At 42.8% G+C, this 18,435-nt stretch carries 18 protein-coding genes; 11 read left to right on the plus strand and 7 right to left on the minus strand.

Translation table 11 applies throughout. The features are described 5' to 3' along the window. The first annotated feature begins 276 nt into the window (after positions 1 to 276). The gene (locus NST43_RS02045) at positions 277 to 765 is read left to right on the plus strand and encodes a hypothetical protein (RefSeq protein WP_339222229.1); all 489 of its coding nucleotides are present in this window, start codon (positions 277 to 279) and stop codon (positions 763 to 765) included. A 93-nt stretch (positions 766 to 858) separates the two neighbouring features. On the opposite strand, the gene NST43_RS02050 is transcribed toward NST43_RS02045, so the two are convergent. After that, positions 859 to 1,062 (minus strand): hypothetical protein, encoded by a 204-nt coding sequence (locus NST43_RS02050; RefSeq protein WP_339222230.1) that lies wholly within the window; start codon positions 1,060 to 1,062, stop codon positions 859 to 861. A gap of 101 nt (positions 1,063 to 1,163) precedes the next feature. Between NST43_RS02050 and NST43_RS02055 the strand changes: the two genes are divergently transcribed. After that, on the plus strand, positions 1,164 to 1,781 hold the full coding sequence (locus tag NST43_RS02055; protein WP_339222232.1) for a type 1 glutamine amidotransferase family protein: 618 nt from the start codon (positions 1,164 to 1,166) through the stop codon (positions 1,779 to 1,781). A gap of 368 nt (positions 1,782 to 2,149) precedes the next feature. On the opposite strand, the gene NST43_RS02060 is transcribed toward NST43_RS02055, so the two are convergent. After that, a complete protein-coding gene (locus tag NST43_RS02060) occupies positions 2,150 to 3,190 on the minus strand; it encodes an ABC transporter substrate-binding protein (RefSeq protein WP_339222234.1) in 1,041 nt (346 codons plus the stop codon). A gap of 63 nt (positions 3,191 to 3,253) precedes the next feature. Further along, positions 3,254 to 4,951, minus strand: coding sequence for a helix-turn-helix domain-containing protein (locus NST43_RS02065; RefSeq protein WP_339222235.1), 1,698 nt, complete (start codon positions 4,949 to 4,951; stop codon positions 3,254 to 3,256). Positions 4,952 to 5,405: 454 nt separating this feature from the next. Between NST43_RS02065 and NST43_RS02070 the strand changes: the two genes are divergently transcribed. The 5 genes from NST43_RS02070 to NST43_RS02090 all read left to right on the plus strand — a co-directional run bounded on the left by NST43_RS02070 (position 5,406) and on the right by NST43_RS02090 (position 8,225). Beyond that, a complete protein-coding gene (locus tag NST43_RS02070) occupies positions 5,406 to 5,714 on the plus strand; it encodes a hypothetical protein (RefSeq protein WP_339222237.1) in 309 nt (102 codons plus the stop codon). A 95-nt stretch (positions 5,715 to 5,809) separates the two neighbouring features. After that, a complete protein-coding gene (locus tag NST43_RS02075; protein ID WP_339222239.1) occupies positions 5,810 to 6,586 on the plus strand; it encodes a hypothetical protein in 777 nt (258 codons plus the stop codon). 210 nt (positions 6,587 to 6,796) lie between these two features. Beyond that, the gene (locus NST43_RS02080; protein ID WP_339222240.1) at positions 6,797 to 7,108 is read left to right on the plus strand and encodes a sigma factor; all 312 of its coding nucleotides are present in this window, start codon (positions 6,797 to 6,799) and stop codon (positions 7,106 to 7,108) included. A gap of 127 nt (positions 7,109 to 7,235) precedes the next feature. After that, positions 7,236 to 7,697, plus strand: a complete 462-nt coding sequence (locus NST43_RS02085) for a hypothetical protein (RefSeq protein ID WP_339222241.1) — start codon at positions 7,236 to 7,238, stop codon at positions 7,695 to 7,697. Positions 7,698 to 7,817: 120 nt separating this feature from the next. Then, on the plus strand, positions 7,818 to 8,225 hold the full coding sequence (locus NST43_RS02090) for a hypothetical protein (protein ID WP_339222243.1): 408 nt from the start codon (positions 7,818 to 7,820) through the stop codon (positions 8,223 to 8,225). A 705-nt stretch (positions 8,226 to 8,930) separates the two neighbouring features. Here the strand turns inward: NST43_RS02090 and NST43_RS02095 are convergent. From NST43_RS02095 to NST43_RS02110, 4 genes are all read right to left on the minus strand, one after another. Then, on the minus strand, positions 8,931 to 12,188 hold the full coding sequence (locus tag NST43_RS02095) for an N-6 DNA methylase (RefSeq protein WP_339222244.1): 3,258 nt from the start codon (positions 12,186 to 12,188) through the stop codon (positions 8,931 to 8,933). Further along, positions 12,166 to 13,269: a DNA cytosine methyltransferase gene (locus tag NST43_RS02100; RefSeq protein ID WP_339222246.1), complete on the minus strand. Its 1,104-nt coding sequence runs from the start codon at positions 13,267 to 13,269 to the stop codon at positions 12,166 to 12,168. Before NST43_RS02100 ends, NST43_RS02095 begins: the two co-directional genes overlap by 23 nt. Beyond that, positions 13,223 to 14,545 (minus strand): DNA cytosine methyltransferase, encoded by a 1,323-nt coding sequence (locus tag NST43_RS02105; RefSeq protein WP_339222247.1) that lies wholly within the window; start codon positions 14,543 to 14,545, stop codon positions 13,223 to 13,225. The genes NST43_RS02100 and NST43_RS02105 overlap by 47 nt, the downstream gene beginning before the upstream one ends. A 791-nt stretch (positions 14,546 to 15,336) precedes the next feature. After that, positions 15,337 to 15,591 carry a helix-turn-helix transcriptional regulator gene (locus tag NST43_RS02110; RefSeq protein ID WP_339222249.1) on the minus strand — a complete coding sequence of 85 codons (255 nt, stop codon included), beginning with the start codon at positions 15,589 to 15,591 and terminating at the stop codon, positions 15,337 to 15,339. A 193-nt stretch (positions 15,592 to 15,784) separates the two neighbouring features. On the opposite strand from NST43_RS02110, the gene NST43_RS02115 reads away from it, so the two are divergent. The 4 genes from NST43_RS02115 (at position 15,785) to NST43_RS02130 (ending at position 18,289) form a co-directional block, all read left to right on the plus strand. Next, positions 15,785 to 16,240, plus strand: a complete 456-nt coding sequence (locus NST43_RS02115) for a hypothetical protein (RefSeq protein ID WP_339222250.1) — start codon at positions 15,785 to 15,787, stop codon at positions 16,238 to 16,240. 142 nt (positions 16,241 to 16,382) lie between these two features. Then, entirely contained in the window at positions 16,383 to 17,069 is a 687-nt protein-coding gene (locus NST43_RS02120) for a nuclease-related domain-containing protein (protein ID WP_339222251.1), read from the plus strand. Between the two features lie 5 nt (positions 17,070 to 17,074). Next, positions 17,075 to 17,398 (plus strand): nucleoside triphosphate pyrophosphohydrolase, encoded by a 324-nt coding sequence (locus tag NST43_RS02125; RefSeq protein ID WP_339222252.1) that lies wholly within the window; start codon positions 17,075 to 17,077, stop codon positions 17,396 to 17,398. Positions 17,399 to 17,452: 54 nt separating this feature from the next. Beyond that, positions 17,453 to 18,289 carry a copper amine oxidase N-terminal domain-containing protein gene (locus NST43_RS02130; RefSeq protein WP_339222253.1) on the plus strand — a complete coding sequence of 279 codons (837 nt, stop codon included), beginning with the start codon at positions 17,453 to 17,455 and terminating at the stop codon, positions 18,287 to 18,289. Positions 18,290 to 18,435 lie beyond the last annotated feature (146 nt).

An 18,435-nucleotide genomic window follows, 5' to 3' on the forward strand; every position in this document is an offset into this window, starting at 1 on the left:
CCCCTCGTTAATCAATGGCTGATGTTAGTGTAAACAGTAAATAAGAAATGTAGAAGTACGCACTTTTAAGTCCTATAGGATGATGCTGGTGCTATAGGAACATGGAAGTTCCCTAAAAAAGAGGACAGAATTAAATAGAAGGAACACGAGATGCCCAGGTTCGCCTGCGGCGTCTTTGGTGTGGGAAGGGGAGGGAATAACCAGATTATGATATAATTAGGGATGAATGTAAGGATGATATCAAGAGGAATGAGGAACAAGGAGGGGTAACCTTTTATGCGTAAAGGAAAGGGTTTTTTAATACTGAGAATTCTAGTTGCCGTCCTTCCCATTGTCCTGTTGATCCAAAATTATGGTACCACCATTCGGATCTGGCTCCATCCTGCAACAACAACGATAGGGCAGATAGCACCCGCCTTACCTGACAAGGAGATCACTACACTGACTTTCCTGCCTGGAAATGATGCAGAGAGCGAATTCAAGATTAAGGGCGATGATCATCTTAGCGACCTGCTGAACCGGCTCTCCAGCCTGCAAATAAAGGAAAAGACAAAAAGCGATTATAAAAAGGCTGACCAGTTCGACTCCATATGGTTAGACATCCAGGGTAGCCTAAGAGTGATTCTGAACGTCTCCGAAGATAGGACTGAGCTGCTTCTGCTGACAATTAGCAAGGATAACACAACGACCCGCTGGTATTCTATCCTGAACCAAGAGGAGATGAAGCAGATCGTCAGCTTAATTATGGCAAAAAGAACAGATTGAAGCTTACGATTTCTTGCATACGCTGATAAGGAGAGGGGCGGAATGGGTGCACGGTGTATGGTCCCAGTCCGCTTATAGCCCCAATCGGAAAAGTTACCCAGTGCATGATGGGACGTTCCGCATCGTAGGTCGTGTGCCCGATACCTTGACTACGTTGCCGTCTGAATCGATGAATTGGCCCCAACCCGTCTCCCCTTCATCGGACAGGTCAGTTCCTGCGGGATTACGCGTCTCGAAGATCAGACGTCCTCCGGGCTCCAGATGATGGTAGACGGTACGGAGTAAGGCGGCCTGCAACGCTAGTGAATATGTTCAGCTTAAACAGGTTCACTGACAGCAGTTGTCAGTGAACCTGTTTTATAATAAAAAAAGAAAGAAACTTGAAGGAGGACGTACTAATGAATAATAAGGTATATCTATATGTGTTAGACACCATGGCCGACTGGGAGGTAGGGTATCTAACGGCTGAACTGAACTCGGGAAGGTGTTACAAGGAGGGACAAGCCCCATCTACAATAGTAACCGTAGCCAATGAGAAGACACTGATCACTACCATGGGCGGACTGAAAATAATGCCTGACATCACGGTGGATGAGTGCAGCATGGCAAGCGGAGATGCCTTGATTCTACCCGGCGGTGAGACATGGACCGAAGCCATCCACAAGCCGATCCTTGGGCTCGCTGAGAGATGTATACAGGAGGATATATTAGTGGCAGCGATCTGCGGGGCTACCATGGGACTTGCCCAGACCGGACTGCTGAACTCACGCCCACATACAAGCAATGACCTGGAGTATCTCAAAATGATCTGTCCCACCTACACCGGCGAAGAGTTCTATCAGAACCAGCCTGCTGTAACGGACGGCAAGCTGATCACAGCAACCGGCATCGCCCCGCTGGAATTCACCATGCATGTATTGAAAGCCCTGGATGTATTTGCACCAGACAAATTAGATGCCTGGTATGGTCTGTATAAGACACAGGAAGCGAAGTATTACTATGCGTTGATGGGATAAGAGCAGTTAAGCAAGACCGCCCTCTCTTCACGGACGGGCTGAACACCCACCACTCGGAAAGGTCGGCTACTTCCACGTATAGCCGACATGAAGCGAATTCTGCAAAGGTGGAACGAATGGTTGAGAAGGCGAAAGGGGATGTACATCTGGAAACAGTGGAAGAAGCCGAGGACGAGGTGCAGAACCTGCAAAAGCTGGGCGCGCCGGAAGCGCAGTATTGAATCGCTCTGTAACAAACTAAAGACTCGCACAGGCAGGGTATTATGACTTCCCTGCGTAGTACGAGCGCTTACGTCCCCACTCGATTCATTATGGTGAAATCATTCTCGATGTCTGCCACGATAGGCCATTTCCTCGCTGCTCTACGACTACTTCCCGAGCGCTTGGACGATATCGTTAATTTTCAGATCATCGGCCAACATGCCATCGCTTATCCAGTGTTTGGCTCCAACCATATAGATATTCCCTTGCTGATAAGCTGGAAGCGCCTTCCAGACAGCGGATTTCTCAATTTCGGCGAAGCCTTCGAGATCCTTCTTATAATCTTCCGGCCCTCCACTGGCGCTGCCAACTGTGACGAATATATAGTCGGCCTTAATTTGTGGTAACAACTCCATCGATATTGTCGCATTTTCTCTTTCGGGTTCCTTCTTCTGCAAATCCAAGGCAAGTGGATCGGCCTGCAGACCAAGATCATGGTACAGGGCGGTCGCATAGCCTTGCACCTGCTCAGAGGACAGAATCGACGGGAAATACAGGCGGAAATCTTTGGCCGTAACCCGAACTAACGCTACCGTAGGTTGGGCCGCTATAACAGGTGCCAGATCCTCCCTAGCCTGCGCCACCTTCTCTTCATGGGCTTTGAGAGCAGCTACCGCTTTCTCCTCCTGACCTAGATCTTTGGCGATCTCAGTAATTGAACTTCTCCACGTCCGGCGGTTATAGACGATTGTCGGCGCGATTTTGGACAGGGCATCGTAATCTTCCTGTGTGATAACATCGAATGCAATGATCAAGTCGGGGTTCGACTCAAGCACCGCCTCCGGCGAAAGGGATGGGAGCACCTGGATATCCCGGGCTTGCAGCTGTGGCATCAAGTAATTGTCCGACCCCGCCGTTACAGCCAGCACGACCGGTAAATCAAGAGAGAGCAGCATATCCTCCAGATTGATCGAAGCAATCCGTTGCGGATGGACAGGAATATCCGTTTCACCGAATTTATGCTGAACCGTGAGAAATTGGGGAGCCAAAGAAGTGTTTTGTGTGGCGACTCCCCCTTCTTCTCCTCCACAAGCGGTCAGAAATACAAGCAAAAGTGCAATACATGCATGAATAGCAGCTTTACGTTTGAAAAGCAAAATATACCCTCCCTCAACATTGATAATCATTATCAATGTTGATTTTAGCATAAGCCTATGTCCCTATACATGGACAATTGTGCGGGATACCCATGGACACCGATGCTAAGTCGTTCAGCATCCTGTGCCGCCGAACAACGTAACGACCCGATCGATAATCATGTTGTGAGCGAGCGGGGAATAGTCGAGCCAAGGCATCTCATGCTGTTCGTAGACATGTCCTTCTCTAACAGCCACTAGCCTGGTCCACTGTTCTAATTCGCGAAGGGTCTCCCATGTGTGCTTGGAAGCGGGGTCCCCATCGACGATCAGCAGCAACCGGTCGCCCGTATACGAAGCAAGGTCCTCGATGCCGATATTGCGATAGGTCTGAATGTCGTGCACATCATATGCAGGGTTCAAGCCAAGGTCCTCGAATAGCACGGCTCCGGCATTCCGGCAGCCATAGACAAGCAACTCGCCAAGCATAATGTGCAGCACAGACACTGTATGCTCTCCGAGTCCCGATCGAAGCAGCGCGCCGGCTCGCTCCGCTTTTGCCTTATAGGCGGCCAACCACAGCTCCGCCTCCCTCATCTTGCCAACCACCAGCGCTACTTGGCGAAAATGACTGCGCCAGTCCAGCCGGTTCCACGCAATGACTACGGTGGTAGCCAATTGGCGGATACAGCCCTGGGAGATTGCATCTTCATATTCACTGCAGATGATGATCTCAGGACGAGCTTCAGCAAGCACATCCAGATTTGTTCTCCACTTCTCAAAGCTCATGGTCTTGGAACGCGACAACTGATACGGAATATGTTCCACGTAATCTAATCTGTGCAAATCCCGGCGTTTGTCGACAAGCGCCACATAAGGAGTTATACCCAAGGCAAGCAGATGACCCGTATAAGGAAAGCTGATGGCCGCTATTTTCTCGAGCTTTTGCTTGATATAGTTCGTGGGGGAAAGTCCGACCGTTTTTTTGAATTTGCGGCTGAAATAAAATTCGTCGGCAAACCCAACCTGGCGAGCAACGTCGCGAACTTTTCCTCCACCAGTGAGCAATCGTTCCTTGGCCTGATTCATCCTGATTCCGTTCAAATATTCCATAGGACTGTGTCTAGTCCTTGCCTTGAACAAGTGGGCGTAATGCCAGACACTCATATCGGCCAATTCGGCGAGCTTCTCACGTGTAATGAGCTCAGGGTAGTGGGTATGCATATAATCCATTGTTCGCTCGAGCCGCGATATATTCTCAGCTGTATCGGCGGGTTGTGACAGAAACAGCTGGTTCAGCAAGTCGAAGAGCAGCATCTGACGCCGAAAGGAGAAGCTAGACCTGTGTGGAGTTGGAATCGACTGTTCGCCGGAATTAGAGTCAATTCCCTTGCCGGAGACGCCAATCTTGCACAGCTCCTCAGTCCGTCCGAGCACCTCCGCGCTCTGCTGGACCTGTAGCTTGCCATACAACTCATCAGCGAATCTTGCTTGACAGAACAGGGCCTCGTTATCCTTGACACCCCCCGCCTTCATGACCGGATTCCACAAATCGAAGCTGATTCTGTAATAATTCAGTGGATTATTCGCGGATGTTCGTAATTCCATAAACATCCCGGGAGCCAATAGATAAGCGTGGCCCCGCTCCATTGGATAAGTCTGTCCGTTATATTCAAGCTCCCCCTTGCCGCTTACAATGAGAAGCAGCACGTGAGATTTGACAAATTGTCTTTCCGGGAGCGACATTCTTGTAGAGAGGATATGCTCCTCAGTTCCAGGCTGTAAGAGCATGTTGTCCAAGCTGTTCGTTTCCGCTTGCCTATGTTGATCCACCGTTGCACCTCCCCCTGCCTTGATTATATCAATAACAAAAACGAATTGTCATATGCGTTCATCTGATGGAGAACCCATAGAACCAGACGGATGAGAAGGTCAAGCTTCGCTCTTTTTTCTACGGGAAAATCCTCTCTCCGATCAAGCGAACCAAAGGTTAGCATAAGCATCATTGCTTCAAACATTTCAGAATTAAGCGACTTGTAGACGATGTAGACCATATTCAAAGAATGATTCAGAACGCAGATGTAATTATAAGTGCATGGCATGAAGATAAACTTGACGCTGGTCACTACAATGGGCGGGTTGAAAATAATGCCTGACATCAGTCTGAAGGAGTGCAGCATGAGGGTATTTCTGTTGGTCGGGCTAGGCGTGGTAGTACATGAATTCCAATATATGGTACGATGTGAGGGATGCTTAATTGAAGGTTGGAGGCTAAGGAGGAAGGCAAATGAATGAAATAACCTCTCATAATTGCAATCTGAACATATGGTATTATCTACCCGATGAAGTATGGAATAAAGTTGCCAACTTATATGAGCGTATGCCTGGTTGGATCGGGTACATAGACGGAATTCCACACTGGTATGGACAGGAAGAGGATGAGGTTTATATTCAGGCATCCGTTGAGCCAAGCGGGTTATCATTTTATGCGCAGATGGATCAGAGCGGTTGGGATTCTTGGATCGGAAGGTTTAAAGCAGAAGCTACAAAGGTATTAGGGTTTGAGGTGGGGGAGCCTGAGGATGGGTTTGAATAAAGGTTATGTACTGCACGCCTGATTACTACGCTGAGCCTACCGGCTTCACCGTAAAGGTTAATTAGCTTAACTGAACCGATAAGGAGGATAATGACATGTCTGTTCCCGCTGCTTCCAGATCATTGCTATCGTGGTGTGCCGTGTTGACGGTCATTATCCTCTTGTGCATTATTGTCTACCGCACAGGTTCCGCATTGTATCACAACCATCAATTACGTAAGGACTTCTCTACTGCGGCAACTGCCAGTCCCTATGGACAAGGCATTCCGCTGGAGCAAATGGACCTGAGCACGTATAGCTTCTATTTTCCCGGCATTTCTGCAGAGCCTACGTATTCCTTAACACATCGTATAGAAGCACCTGTAACCTTGCAGTATTATACTGAGCTTCCATCCGGCGAAACTCCTGTTGCCTTAGAAATCCCGAAGGGTACGATGATTGAGGCCATTCCGGAAGGAACACAAGCCTCCTCATTCTACGAGTTAGGGTACGGCTATACCAGCTATCCTACTTATGAGAAGGGTTGGCGGTATGTCCGGCCGTTCAAGACGGCAGAGGATGCAAATCCTGCATTGAGCGAGAAGTATTACTATGTGCAAATGGACAGCTTAGAGGCTGTATTGGATTCAGCGATTAGAGCAAACAAGCCATTTCGTGCTGCTGTACGTCAGCAACATTGGACCCTGGACCAGGGGAAGCATACCTTTGCACGGTATATTGACGACGTACTGTATCAGAATGGAGCGTACCTCTCACCGGATTTGTTCTACCGGACCTTTGACCGCTGGAACATCATGCTGCTTGGGGCGGTGGTGGTGATCACCATTGTCCTGTTAAGTCCAAGTTCATGGTTTGTCCGAAATCGAAGATAGAGAGACATTAGAAGCTACGTGATACTGAATGATTAAGAGAACGCCGTGGCGTTCTTTTTTTCTGCGCCAGCCTATTATTCACGAGCCCGAATCACCAGGAAAAAGGGTATAATTGATTAAAAATGGAATTAATATGGATTATATGGGGAGGGGTTACAAATTTCACTTCGCGTTCTAAAGGCTTGTGAACCCGATGATGATAGAACATTCATGAAGAATTTATATGAGAACCACTATCCTTTAATGAGAAAGAAAGCATTTAATATTATTAAGGATCAAGAGGTCATTGATGATCTAATTCAGGAAGCTTTTATTAAGCTGATCCCCAAAACATCTCTATTGCGCTCCTTAAGCGGCTGCAAAGTTACCTCTTATGTCGTCAATACCATTAAGCATTACTGTTATGACCATATCCGAAGGCGCACCCGCCGTTCCAGGAAGGTCTATACCGGCTTGAAGAACGATGTAGCAGAGCAAATCCCTGATCTCGCAGCCGCAATCAACAAATCGGGGAGCTCTTGAATATTCCCACGCAGCATGTTCGGCAGTATATATCGAGAGCTAGGGGGCGGGTGCTGCGGGTTTTAAGGGAAGAGGGTGGCTGATGGAAACATGAATGTAATCAAGCGATAAAGAAGGAGAATTTATAATGAAAAAACAAACCAAGTACCTTATAGGAATCGGGGCTTTAATCATTATTTTGGTTGCATCTGTTTTTGTATATAATGCTCAGAAGACGACTTCTTTTAAGAAAGTAGTAACTGATAAAATTAATGTTAATGAAGTATCCACCATTTATATCACCCAAAGATCTTCAGGTGTTGAAGTTACTCAAGATGAAATTAAAATTGAAAATCGGGAAGAAATAAATAAGATCATAGCTGAGTTCGATAAGTTAGACTTGAAGAATGCACATGACAGAAAAATTAAGTTTGATCCCTATACGTATACCATTCGGATATATGTAAATAAGGAGGCTAGATTCGGGATTGATATATATAACACAATGAATATCTCCTTATTTGACGGTAAGGCTACAAAGAATAGACTACGTCAGTATTCAACCAGCAATGCTGAAATAATCAGTAAGCTAGAGAATTATTTTAAATAAACTATATTCAAAAAGGTGTTCTCGAAGGAGCGCCTTTTTGTCCATCGTTTTTGATACCCCCAAATGCCTTTATCATCATCTGAGGGGATGAAGAAAATAAAGATTCTATGGAGGAATAACATGAAAAAATTAATAGGGATTTCTCTATTATTACTATTGATCGCTTGCTCAAATTCTCAAGAATCTAATACAACAAAGAAGGATATTTCCTTTACAGAGATTAAATCCTCTCAAAGTAACGCAGCTCCTATCTTAAAATGGAATGACCAAATTTATTTAGTAACTGACGAAAACGTATCTGCCAGTGAAGTTGAGTTGGAAATCGGAAAAGTTACCAGTTACTCTATCACAGGCGAAAAAATAACACCGAACAATTTTTCGAATTATTATGTTACTGGCACACCTTTTTTCATTATTAAAGGGAAAGACAAATTAAAAGAACTAGCGATCCAAACTAGTAAAGAAACCTTTGTGAAGGCAATAACTTCAAAGGCAGTTACCAGCTCCAATTCGGAATTTCAACTCTAAATATGGTTCTAGAACAAAAGTAGCGAACGAATATTGAAAAACCAAAAATGAAGACCATATCAAAAATTAGTTTTAAGACACGCCCTAAGGCCAAGCTCATGGTTTTCCTGAATTCGAAGGTATTGTGACCAGACTCAAAAAAAAGCAAAGAAGACGCCAGGGAATTCCTGTACGTCTTCTTTATTTTTCTTGGTCAACATAGAGTATAAAGAACGCTTGAGATTTAACAATTACATTTTGGCTGCCAAAAGAAATTATGAGTATCAGAAAAATACCTTTTGTTATCAATAGATTCTTTAAGTCGGAGCATAGTTTGATATTGATTTTTCTTTTTTAGGTCGCACTCCCAGATTCTAATGACAGTCCAGCCACAGCTATTGAAAATATTTATGACTTTTTTATCATGTAAGATATTATGCGAACGCTTTTCATCCCAATATTCAACATTTTCTTGGGGTTGTGTGTTTCGACAAGTGTGTCCATGCCAAAAGCACCCATCAACAAAAGTAGCAATCTGCCGATCTAAAATACAAAATCAGGATGTCCTTTCACCGGGTAGTTACGTCGCCATCCGGTTATGCTGTGTTCCTTAAACAAGTGAATCAGATGTAGTTCGATTGATTTGTTACCTTTGGACCTTATCTTTTGCATGATAGAATAGCGCGTTCTTTTATCATAAACATCAACCATTGGCGTTTAATTCTCTTAGGATTTACCCTCAGTAGGTAATAAGAGTGGGTAGGCCCCTTCAATAATGTCGTGAATTACTACGTCAATTTGTCCAACCAAAGATACATATTCAATTAATTTATTAATTAAATTAAGCAAATCTATAACGTCATTTGGTGAAAAAACACTATGGGTAAAGTTATAAGAGTTAAATTTCATCCAAACGTTTTTAATGATATCATAACCAGCAATATTGATACTCTGAATGTAAGAAGGGCAGGGGATCTCAACTTTAGTTAATCCGTCCGTAAGAATTAAAATCTCTCGCTCTTCATCGAAAAGATGATCCAGGAGTTTTAATTTGAATCCCTCTGGAATTTCTGCCTGAATAGCTTCATAATCAAAGCCCATATGATTTGCTGGAAAGTAGTCTCGTTTTTCAAGTTCCGCTACCTGTTGTCCAAGCGAACTTAATCGACGGAATACATCGGCATCATTAACAATAGGAATTCGTGGACGCATATCAGCACGATTTACTGTAAACAAAGCACCTTCAAACTCGTCCAGATATACTTGGGAGCAAAGAACGGCAAAAGTATAAAATACCATCTCCGTTGCTATATTATTTATAGGGACTGCTAATAATTGAGATAAGAGCACTCCCAATTTAGGATGAATATTGTTTTCTATAACTCTATTTCGTGTTCCCTTCACAGGATATTGGTTAAGGTAAATATAAGAATTGCCTCTTCTACATAAATCATTATCAGGGTGGTACCAACAAAAAGAAGCAAATTGTCTAAGCCTATCCTTTTGGTCTTTAGGGGAATGAGAAAGTGCAAATCCGATAGTTCCTTTTGCACTGAATGCAGCACTAATTTCGGGTCTTCTGCGAGTCCCACCACCACCAACTCGACTAAATTTGTGTAATAGGTCTTGCCATAAAAATGCTTTCATAGTCAAAAAAGGTCTAAAAGCATAATTTACAATATTGGCGTTAAGCAAAGTGTCAACGGCTTGCGGATCTCCGTGAGAAATCAATTCATTGGCAAAGAAACTTATCTCCTCGTCTTTAGGAGGTTTATCTTGATGCGCCATCCACTCTTTAGCAGCAGCGTTCCCCCGGAACATAATTTCCTTGCTTCTCCGTTTCAGCATAGGTGCTTTTAAGTGCGTGAAGATACTAGTTGGGGCTAGTTTTATACCAGAACAATATTGCTGAAAGATCGAAATCTCATCATTTTCGTTGCTTACAGGCCAAAATGAAGAATAAATTTCATGATTAAAAGGTATCGATGGACATAAGCTATAACTAGCTTCGTCTATATCATGTTCAGTGAGCATTCCAAAAATTTCATCAGCACTTTTCGCAAGTGTTTTTGTTTTATCTGATTTTGCAAACCGGGAGAGATCATAGTACCTATATTTTTCTACTCCCAAAGTTTCCTCATAACGACGCGTTGCAAAAAGTATAGCTCGTCCTTGTTGGGTATTAAATAAACTATCTGAACGAATGCCGGCTCTTGCATCAGCATCTATCGATATAATCCACATATTAGAAAAATGTTCAATAATGTACTTTCTAGCAAACTTGTAAGAATCGGCTTCAAGAAAACTAGAGGGAACAATTAATGCTAAAACAGAATGATTTTGAGCAGTATCAAGTTTCTCACAGGCCCAACGCAAAAATTGTAAGTGAGGATTGTTAATTTGCTTTTGAATATTCTGGCGTAAATGACGTTTTTGAACCGGTGGTCTAAAATCATCCATAAGGTCCAGGATTACAGAAAAATCATCTCCTGTGTTAATCTTCGATGAATCTGAGGATGGAGGGTTTCCAATGACAAGAGTTATAGGCCTTGAAGCTATTTCGTAAGCTCTATTTAACTCATATCCCTCAACCGTAAGGGGGTTTACAGGCGTACCAAATAGGTAGTTGCTTAATGTGTTAGCTAGTAACAATTCATTGTGGGAACGTGATTCGTTAATCTCTGTATCAAGTATCGCCATTCGGTAATTCGCAAGCATATATGGAGCGGGTAATATTTCATAGCCGCACAGCAAGTAAGCTCCCTTTTTCGCATCGTTTCTTCTGATACTTTCAAGAAATGATCCAGTTCCACAACATGGATCAATAATTATGTTCCCGTCTGAAAAAATACTATTTCCTTCAAAAGAACGTTTTGTGATAGTTTCGGTAAATCTAACTATAAAGTCAGCTAGCTCAATGGGGGTATAAAACGCACCATAGTCAAAGCGAGAACGAGCATCAAATTTAGACAAAAATAGTTCAAACAGCTTATGATAATCAGGATGTTGTCTTTGTTGTTCAGTCATGTGAACGAATGATAGGAAGCTTATACACTCATCAGTCCAGGAAAGAATGAAACTACTCTCATCTTCTTGGTTATTTATATAATGAATGATAGTAAGGAATGGGCGAAGAACTTGTCCTTCCACAATTTCACGGGACAGGTACTCTCTAATTTTTCTTTCTTTTTCTACTGCTGAATCAGCATCAGTACATTCAACTCGATGTGCAAATAAAATTGTAAACATAATGACTTGAGCTGCAAAATCTGCAAACACACTGTCAAAACGCATATTAGAATCGTTATGGTTATAAACTAATTGTTTTAACCCATCTAACAAAATGATTGCATTTTTCTCCTCAGTATCCATTGCCTCATCTAATGGAATTGACGAAAAACGAAGTATTTCATCTGAGAGATAACGTGTTCTGATTGCAATTTGCTCCACCAAAGATCCTTCGTCATAATACTGAGGCGATGGTTCCGAAAAAAATCTACGCATCATGTGCTCGAATTCTATATTTGGAGTAATAGAAGACCAATCAGACTGAAGTATAAGCGATTTATCAATCAATGAAACAACTTTTGGTTTCATGCCATCAGTAAATGAGTAAACAAAGTCAATGCCATCAGTAATTATTAGCTTGTGTCCTAATGAAAGGTAACGATTAAATTGCTCTTCATACGGTGCAATATCAAAAGTATTCTGGCTTAAGCCCTTAGCTTCAATATATCCGTATACACCTAGAGTATTTCTGTCATGCATTCGCCAATCAGGCCTACCCATACGAGCTTGGTTCTTAGGTTCTAGTATAACTACAATATTTGGATTTCCGTTAAGAACAGTAGCCAGCTCTCTAAACATAGTATCCAAAGGAGGCCTGAAAGAGAGCTCGGCAGTATGTTGATTACCTGATAATGAGTCTTGATAATCTTGTTGGAGGCTTGATAAATATTTTTTAATAATTACCTGATAAGACACAAGCTTTTACCTCTTTTCTAAGGTAATATTCTATAATGCTTCCACCAATTATTTTTGCGAGTGTTGGAGGGACTGCATTTCCTATCTGTCGAGCAATTTCAACTTTTGTACCAGAAAACTTATAATCGATTGGGAAAGTCTGCAATAAAGCTCCTTCACAAAGTGATATGCTCCTCAATTGCTCTGGGTGGCCGAACATTCCCCGAGTGAAGCTATCAAAACGTGCTGTAATAGTAGGTGCTACATCGTCCCATGACATTCTGCCATATACATTTCGGTGGCCTATAATTGCACTATCGATCCGATGACAATCTGCCAATAAATCATCAGGTAGGTGATCACGTCCCTGGCCTTGTTTCAATACCATGAGGCGTTGAATATTTTTATCAGAAAGTCGATCTCTCCTGTGATGAAGGTAGTCAGGGTGAGTAGTTCCATCTTTTGGGGGCTCGGGTAAGAACTCTATTGTTTCACGTACTGTCTGCCGTTTGCCCGTTGGTTTTGGGAAAGTATACTCTGAGCCTATATCTCGTCTTTCTCCAACCAAAATAATGCGCTTCCTGCGTTGAGGTATGCCATAGTCTTCTGCATTTATAAGTTCCTTATGAATTACATAGCCGATGTCCTCCATATGGCGTATCAGTTCAGTAAGAGTTGCTTTACCTCGTTTTCCTTGTAGGCCTGATACATTCTCCATTACGAAGAACATTGGTCGAACTTCGTCGATGAGGCTTCCGTATTGAAGAACAAGATCATTTCTGCTGTCAAGATCTTCGCCAATACGTTGAACGGAAAACCCTTGACATGGTGGCCCGCCTGCGAGTAAAAAGAGTTCACCTTGTCTTAAACCGATCTCGTTTAACAACCGTCCTCCGAGCATATCCTTTATGTCTGCACTTATCGCAGGGTGTGAGAAGTATTTGTTATTATTATTAATTGTATCGATACATTTAGATTCAATATCAAAACTAAGTAGTACTTCAAGTCCGGCCTGCTGAAGACCTAATGATAGGCCTCCTGCACCTGAAAAGCTATCAACACAAGTTAACCGCATTTTTGCCCCCCCTTTTACTTTTAACATCTGAAATAACATTCGAGTAAGAATTGCTCACGGGTAAATCTTGAGGTTGAATACCAGCACTTAATTGAGCTTCGGTTGGTTCACATGAAAGAAATTCAATCAAAACGCTTGACGCAATGCCGCATGACATAAGCGGAGGGACAGCTTCTCCAATTTGACGGTAAATGTCATCAAATTTCCCTTCGAATGTAAAACCGTCTGGGAAACTCTGAAGGCGAGCAGCTTCTCTTGCGGTAATCCCTCTATCTTGAACAGGATGTGTAAATCGTCCGCTTGCAGGATTCCGGGCATAATGAGTAATTGTAATAGAAGGTTTATCCCAACTAAGTCTTCCGTAAACATCTGAAAATCCTTTAATCCTAGTTAAGCTCTCCGGGCCAATTCCTTGGGGTAATTTACCGCCATCATGAGGCACCTTCCTAATTATTTCGAGAGTACTTGGCTTATGGGCAACAGCCTTATGCATCCAATCTTCTTGGGATGTTTCACCCGCAGCAATTGTACTTAAGGAACTTATTGCATCTCGTACGGTCTTAAATGAATCTGGTGTATATATGCCCTCAGGCAACAAAAATTCTTTTTTCATTCCAATAACGATCGATCTAAAACGTGCCTGGGGCACACCAAATTCGGCTGCATTGTGAATGTGTTGCTTTACTGTATAACCTGCATCAAGAAAAGTTGATCTAGCTTTACTGAAATATTTCCAATACTTATTAGATAGAAATTCAGGGACATTTTCCATGATAAAGACGGCGGGATTCACTTCTGAAACAATACGAGAGAAAGCCACTACTAGGTTATTTCTATCATCGTCTTCCTCATCCCATCGTGTTTTTCTATGAGAGGAGAATCCCTGACATGGAGCACAACCAATTAGTATTGTTGGAAGTTTAGGATTAAAATCTATACTTTCTAAAAAGCTCCTAATACTATTTTTATTTTTAGAAATTTCAAGAATATCTTCATTTATTAATGGGGTTCCATAGTTTTTACTATAACTAGCGGCAGACATTGAATTAATATCGCAACCTCCAAGAAAACGGAAAACTGGGTAAAGACGGTTTATTGCAGCGAATCCGAGAGAAGTTCCTCCTGCACCGCTAAAAAAGTCAAGTACTTGAATAGGGTTAAGGGCTGTCTCGCCAATACTCAGCGGTTCAAAATTCTGCAACTCTCTTTCGCATTCTTTAAACAAGATAGTCTTATAATCCCTGTAATCTTCTGAACCAACAGGTTTGGAAATTGCTTTATGAAGTAATTCTTGTGTTTGCATATTCACACCTCAAAGAAACTTTATTTATTATTAATAGTGGGCAAACTTAAAACTTTAGTTTTAGCAACTTATGCTAACTTTTAACGTGAACTTTCTCTGGTTTAGTGCGAGAATTCTCTCTGTACTTAACTTTCATTAATACCAGAGTATTTGATCCTTATTAACAAGTTTTCTTGTGATTATTATACAAGACTTTGACTTGTATTTTAATGTTTAATGAAAATTTAAAATGAATTAAATTTGATCTCTTATGAAATGATCAAAGGGAAAACATGTTTATTTTGGGTTTTATAAATTAGTTGAAAACATAGATTTAAGTCCAATCCACCCAATAGAAAACGCTTTTTTGATATACGTACTCTCTAGGATCTAGACCTTATGAAAATCTTCTTACATTACGCCCCTTTTTTATGAACGTACAACGACATTTTATTAACTTGTACAATTATAGCATACATATGTTCGTATCAAAAGGGGAGATGAATAGGTATGATTTTCAATATATAAGATGTATAAAGCGATTATTTGGCTATGAAGCCTTTTGAAATCATAGGAGTTGTAAAGTTATCCATGTAGGTCAATCGATTTGTTATGCTGAATAACTAATTATATCAAATTAAGTATTTTTGGGAAAATATCTCATTTTCAAGGCGTGAAAATGAACAAATCAAATGACTATAGCTATGAAAAAAGAGCAAATAGAATTCTTAAAGAAGGAATATATTTGCCTCAATGTTGAAAGATTAAATCAGTATTTTTAATTCTGCAGTAAACAGTAAGTAGAGTTATCTTTATTTCTTTTCACTATCTCCCAACAACTCCCCAACCGAAACCTCCAGTGCTTTCGCAACAGCCACCACTTCATAATCCTGTACAAGCCTATGTTGACCTTCCAATCTTGATAAACTGGTCGGGCTAATGTCCAATCCAAAGGTTTGTAACCGAGCAAGAAAATCTTTCTGCTTCATTTTATTAGCTTTGCGAATTGATACAACTCGGCTCCCAATGATGTTTTTGTCACCAGGGGGCTCTTTGCGATGTCTCATTTCCGTGTCACCTCACAATTTAACTGAATTGTATGCGAGGTAGGAGTTGTTTTAATGCGAATATCGAATTAAAATAAAATAAACCGATAAACGCATTAAAAATTTTATACATCGTCTACAACTATAGCTTTGCCAGAAAGGTGAGGATGCAATGCACAATTTAATGCACAAGTACGAGGAGGAGAAGCGCAAGTTGGACGAACTCGGGCAGCAACTAATGGAGCAAGGAATTCCGTTAAGCACCAATGAGGCACTTCAGACTCAGAGTCGTAAAGTGGATGAACTTATTAATCGGATGTATCACGAGAAGAACGGATATTCAGAGAGTTTGCTTTTAAACTTCTGTTCTGGGGGAGATGCAGTGAGTTTTCCGGCATGGTTTATACAGACGATTCAGGGACGCTTAGACGAAGTGACTGCACAAATAGAATATCAGTCGGAGCCTAGACAAGCTTTTGAAGAAGAGAACGAGGCGTTTCAGGCGTTGTTCGACTCCATAGATATTGCACGTATGCCGCAATTTGAGGATTGGGAGAATAAGCTTCAATTAAAGCAAGCCGTTCTTAATGAACGTCTATATCTACAGGGGCTCAAGGATGGAATGCAGCTTGCAAATGCCTTTACTGCTCCTTCTGTTCTCTCGGAATAAGATACGATAAAAATATAAGCTTACACATGTTTGGGCTGTTCACGCGACAGTCCTTTTCTTATGCTCACTAATGGAAGGGAATCCTTCCCATATTGTCGAATTACCATATATATTGTAAATCCAGAGGATGTGAGGTTGGGCTATGTTTGAGGCATTAAGGGCACTCTTCCGAAAATCAGATTCTAAGCCGCCACAGGCATTACATAAGGCACATACTCCAAAGGCTAAGCCCAAGGTTGCTCCCACCCGAATTGGTCAGCTAGGCGAGCATAAAGTTAACATTCAGCTTGACCAGCTACCTAAGGACTGTAAATTCTTAAGCGATCTGCTGCTCCCTAATCCCAAATCTAGAACAGGCTACGCCCAGATTGATCATGTTGTTATTTCCCCATATTGCGTATTTGTTATTGAGACGAAAAACTACATTGGAGAAATTAAAGGTGGGCGGGCGGATCAGCAATGGTCGGTGAGTAACCGGTATAAGATGTATAATCCGCTGAAGCAGAACTATGGGCATATCAAGGCCATTGAGAGTCTGCTAAAAGATGTAGCTGCCGTAAAATACATCTCTATGATTTCATTCACGATGAGATGTCGCTTCAGTATTGACCCGGAGCTACGGAAGATTCACTCGGACGAAATGGTTGTGTATGATGTGGAATTAAGTGAGTTTATCTCTAGGAAGCTGATCAGTTTGAAGTTGGGGAACCCTGAGCCTCCTATTTCTGCGGCACTGGCCCAAACTATATATGATTATTTGGTCCAGGCCAACATCACCGATGCTGAGATTCGTAAGCTTCATGTGGACAAAATCAAGAAAAGGAGCTGAATGAAATGACGATCTACAACAAGCTTGTTCGCGACAAAATCCCTGAGATTATTCAAGAGTCGGGTAAGGACTGTAATTGCATAACGTTGGAGTACGAATCCTATGTTTCTGAATTGAAAAAGAAGCTTCGTGAAGAGGTAGAAGAGTATAATCAAGCTGCTGGTGATGCAGAGGCGGTGGAAGAGCTGGCCGATATCCTTGAGGTGGTTCATGCTCTTGCTCAAATACATAAGATCCTGCCTGAAGATCTAGAGAAGGTAAGGGCAAAGAAAGCTGAGGAACGTGGAGGCTTTGCAGATCGAACTTTTCTAATTGAAGTGACGGAGTAGACACTAGGCATTTAATTCTATTCAAATTATTCACGACAAAGGGAGAGAACAATTATGAATGATCGCCATCATCCATTCTTTCGGCTGGCTATGAAAACCTTGATTATGCTGCTGTGCGCCGGTCTGTTGCCGGTCATATATACGGCGGCTCCGGCGCAGGCCGCACCGGTAGTGGGGAACCAGATTAGTCCGCTGCTGATCAATAGCCAATATGTGCTGTTTCCAGGTAAGCTGGCGCCCTATATACAGGCAGGCAAATTGATGGTACCTGTCCGTGCGTTCGCAGGTGCGCTGGGTGCACAGCTGACGTATGATGCCGTCACAAAGAGCACCACGGTATCGCTTCTTGGGGAGAGTGTGGGGAAACTGCGGGCCGGACAGGCCACTGCGGTAACCAAAGACGGCAGTACAATAGCGCTGGGGACATCCCCACAACTGCTGGAAGGCGTACTGTTTGCGCCCATGAACCCGATCCTCACTGGGCTAAAGAAGGTGAAATGGGAGAACATGTATAAGGTGCTCAGACTCAAAGTACTGATAGTGCAGGGCCGGGGAGATACGGAATTGCCGCAGGCCAAGTCTTGGCAGAGCGTGACCCCGTTTGGAGATTTGGGAGGGGAGCACCACAATCCCTTTTATCCGACACTACTGACGCAGTCTGCTGATAGCAAGGGCTTCCGGCTGAGTCTCAGTGTGATTAATGCTTCCGGGTTTGTCATTCCCAAGGGTGCTTCCCGCTTGGAGTTGGTCGCTGTGGACAGCCAAGGACAGGCCGTAGTCCGGCAGCTTCCCGGGCCTTCGCAGCCGACTCCCAAGGCAGGAGCCTTGTCATTCACGATTAATGTGCCCACAGCGCCGGATTATGTGATTTTTAATTCACGGATTGAGTAAAGAAAACAAGGAGGCCAGGCACGGAAGAGTGGGCTCGGGCTAATGAGAAATTCTAAGAGAGCGGTGCAATAGGCAGGAGAAAGTATAATAAAAAGAGAGCCGTGCTGGTAACACGACTCTCGGAGCAATAGCCGTTTATAAGGGCG

It is taken from the genome of Paenibacillus sp. FSL H8-0332 (genome assembly GCF_037963835.1).
Taxonomy (GTDB): Bacteria; Bacillota; Bacilli; order Paenibacillales; family Paenibacillaceae; genus Paenibacillus_AQ; species Paenibacillus_AQ rhizoplanae.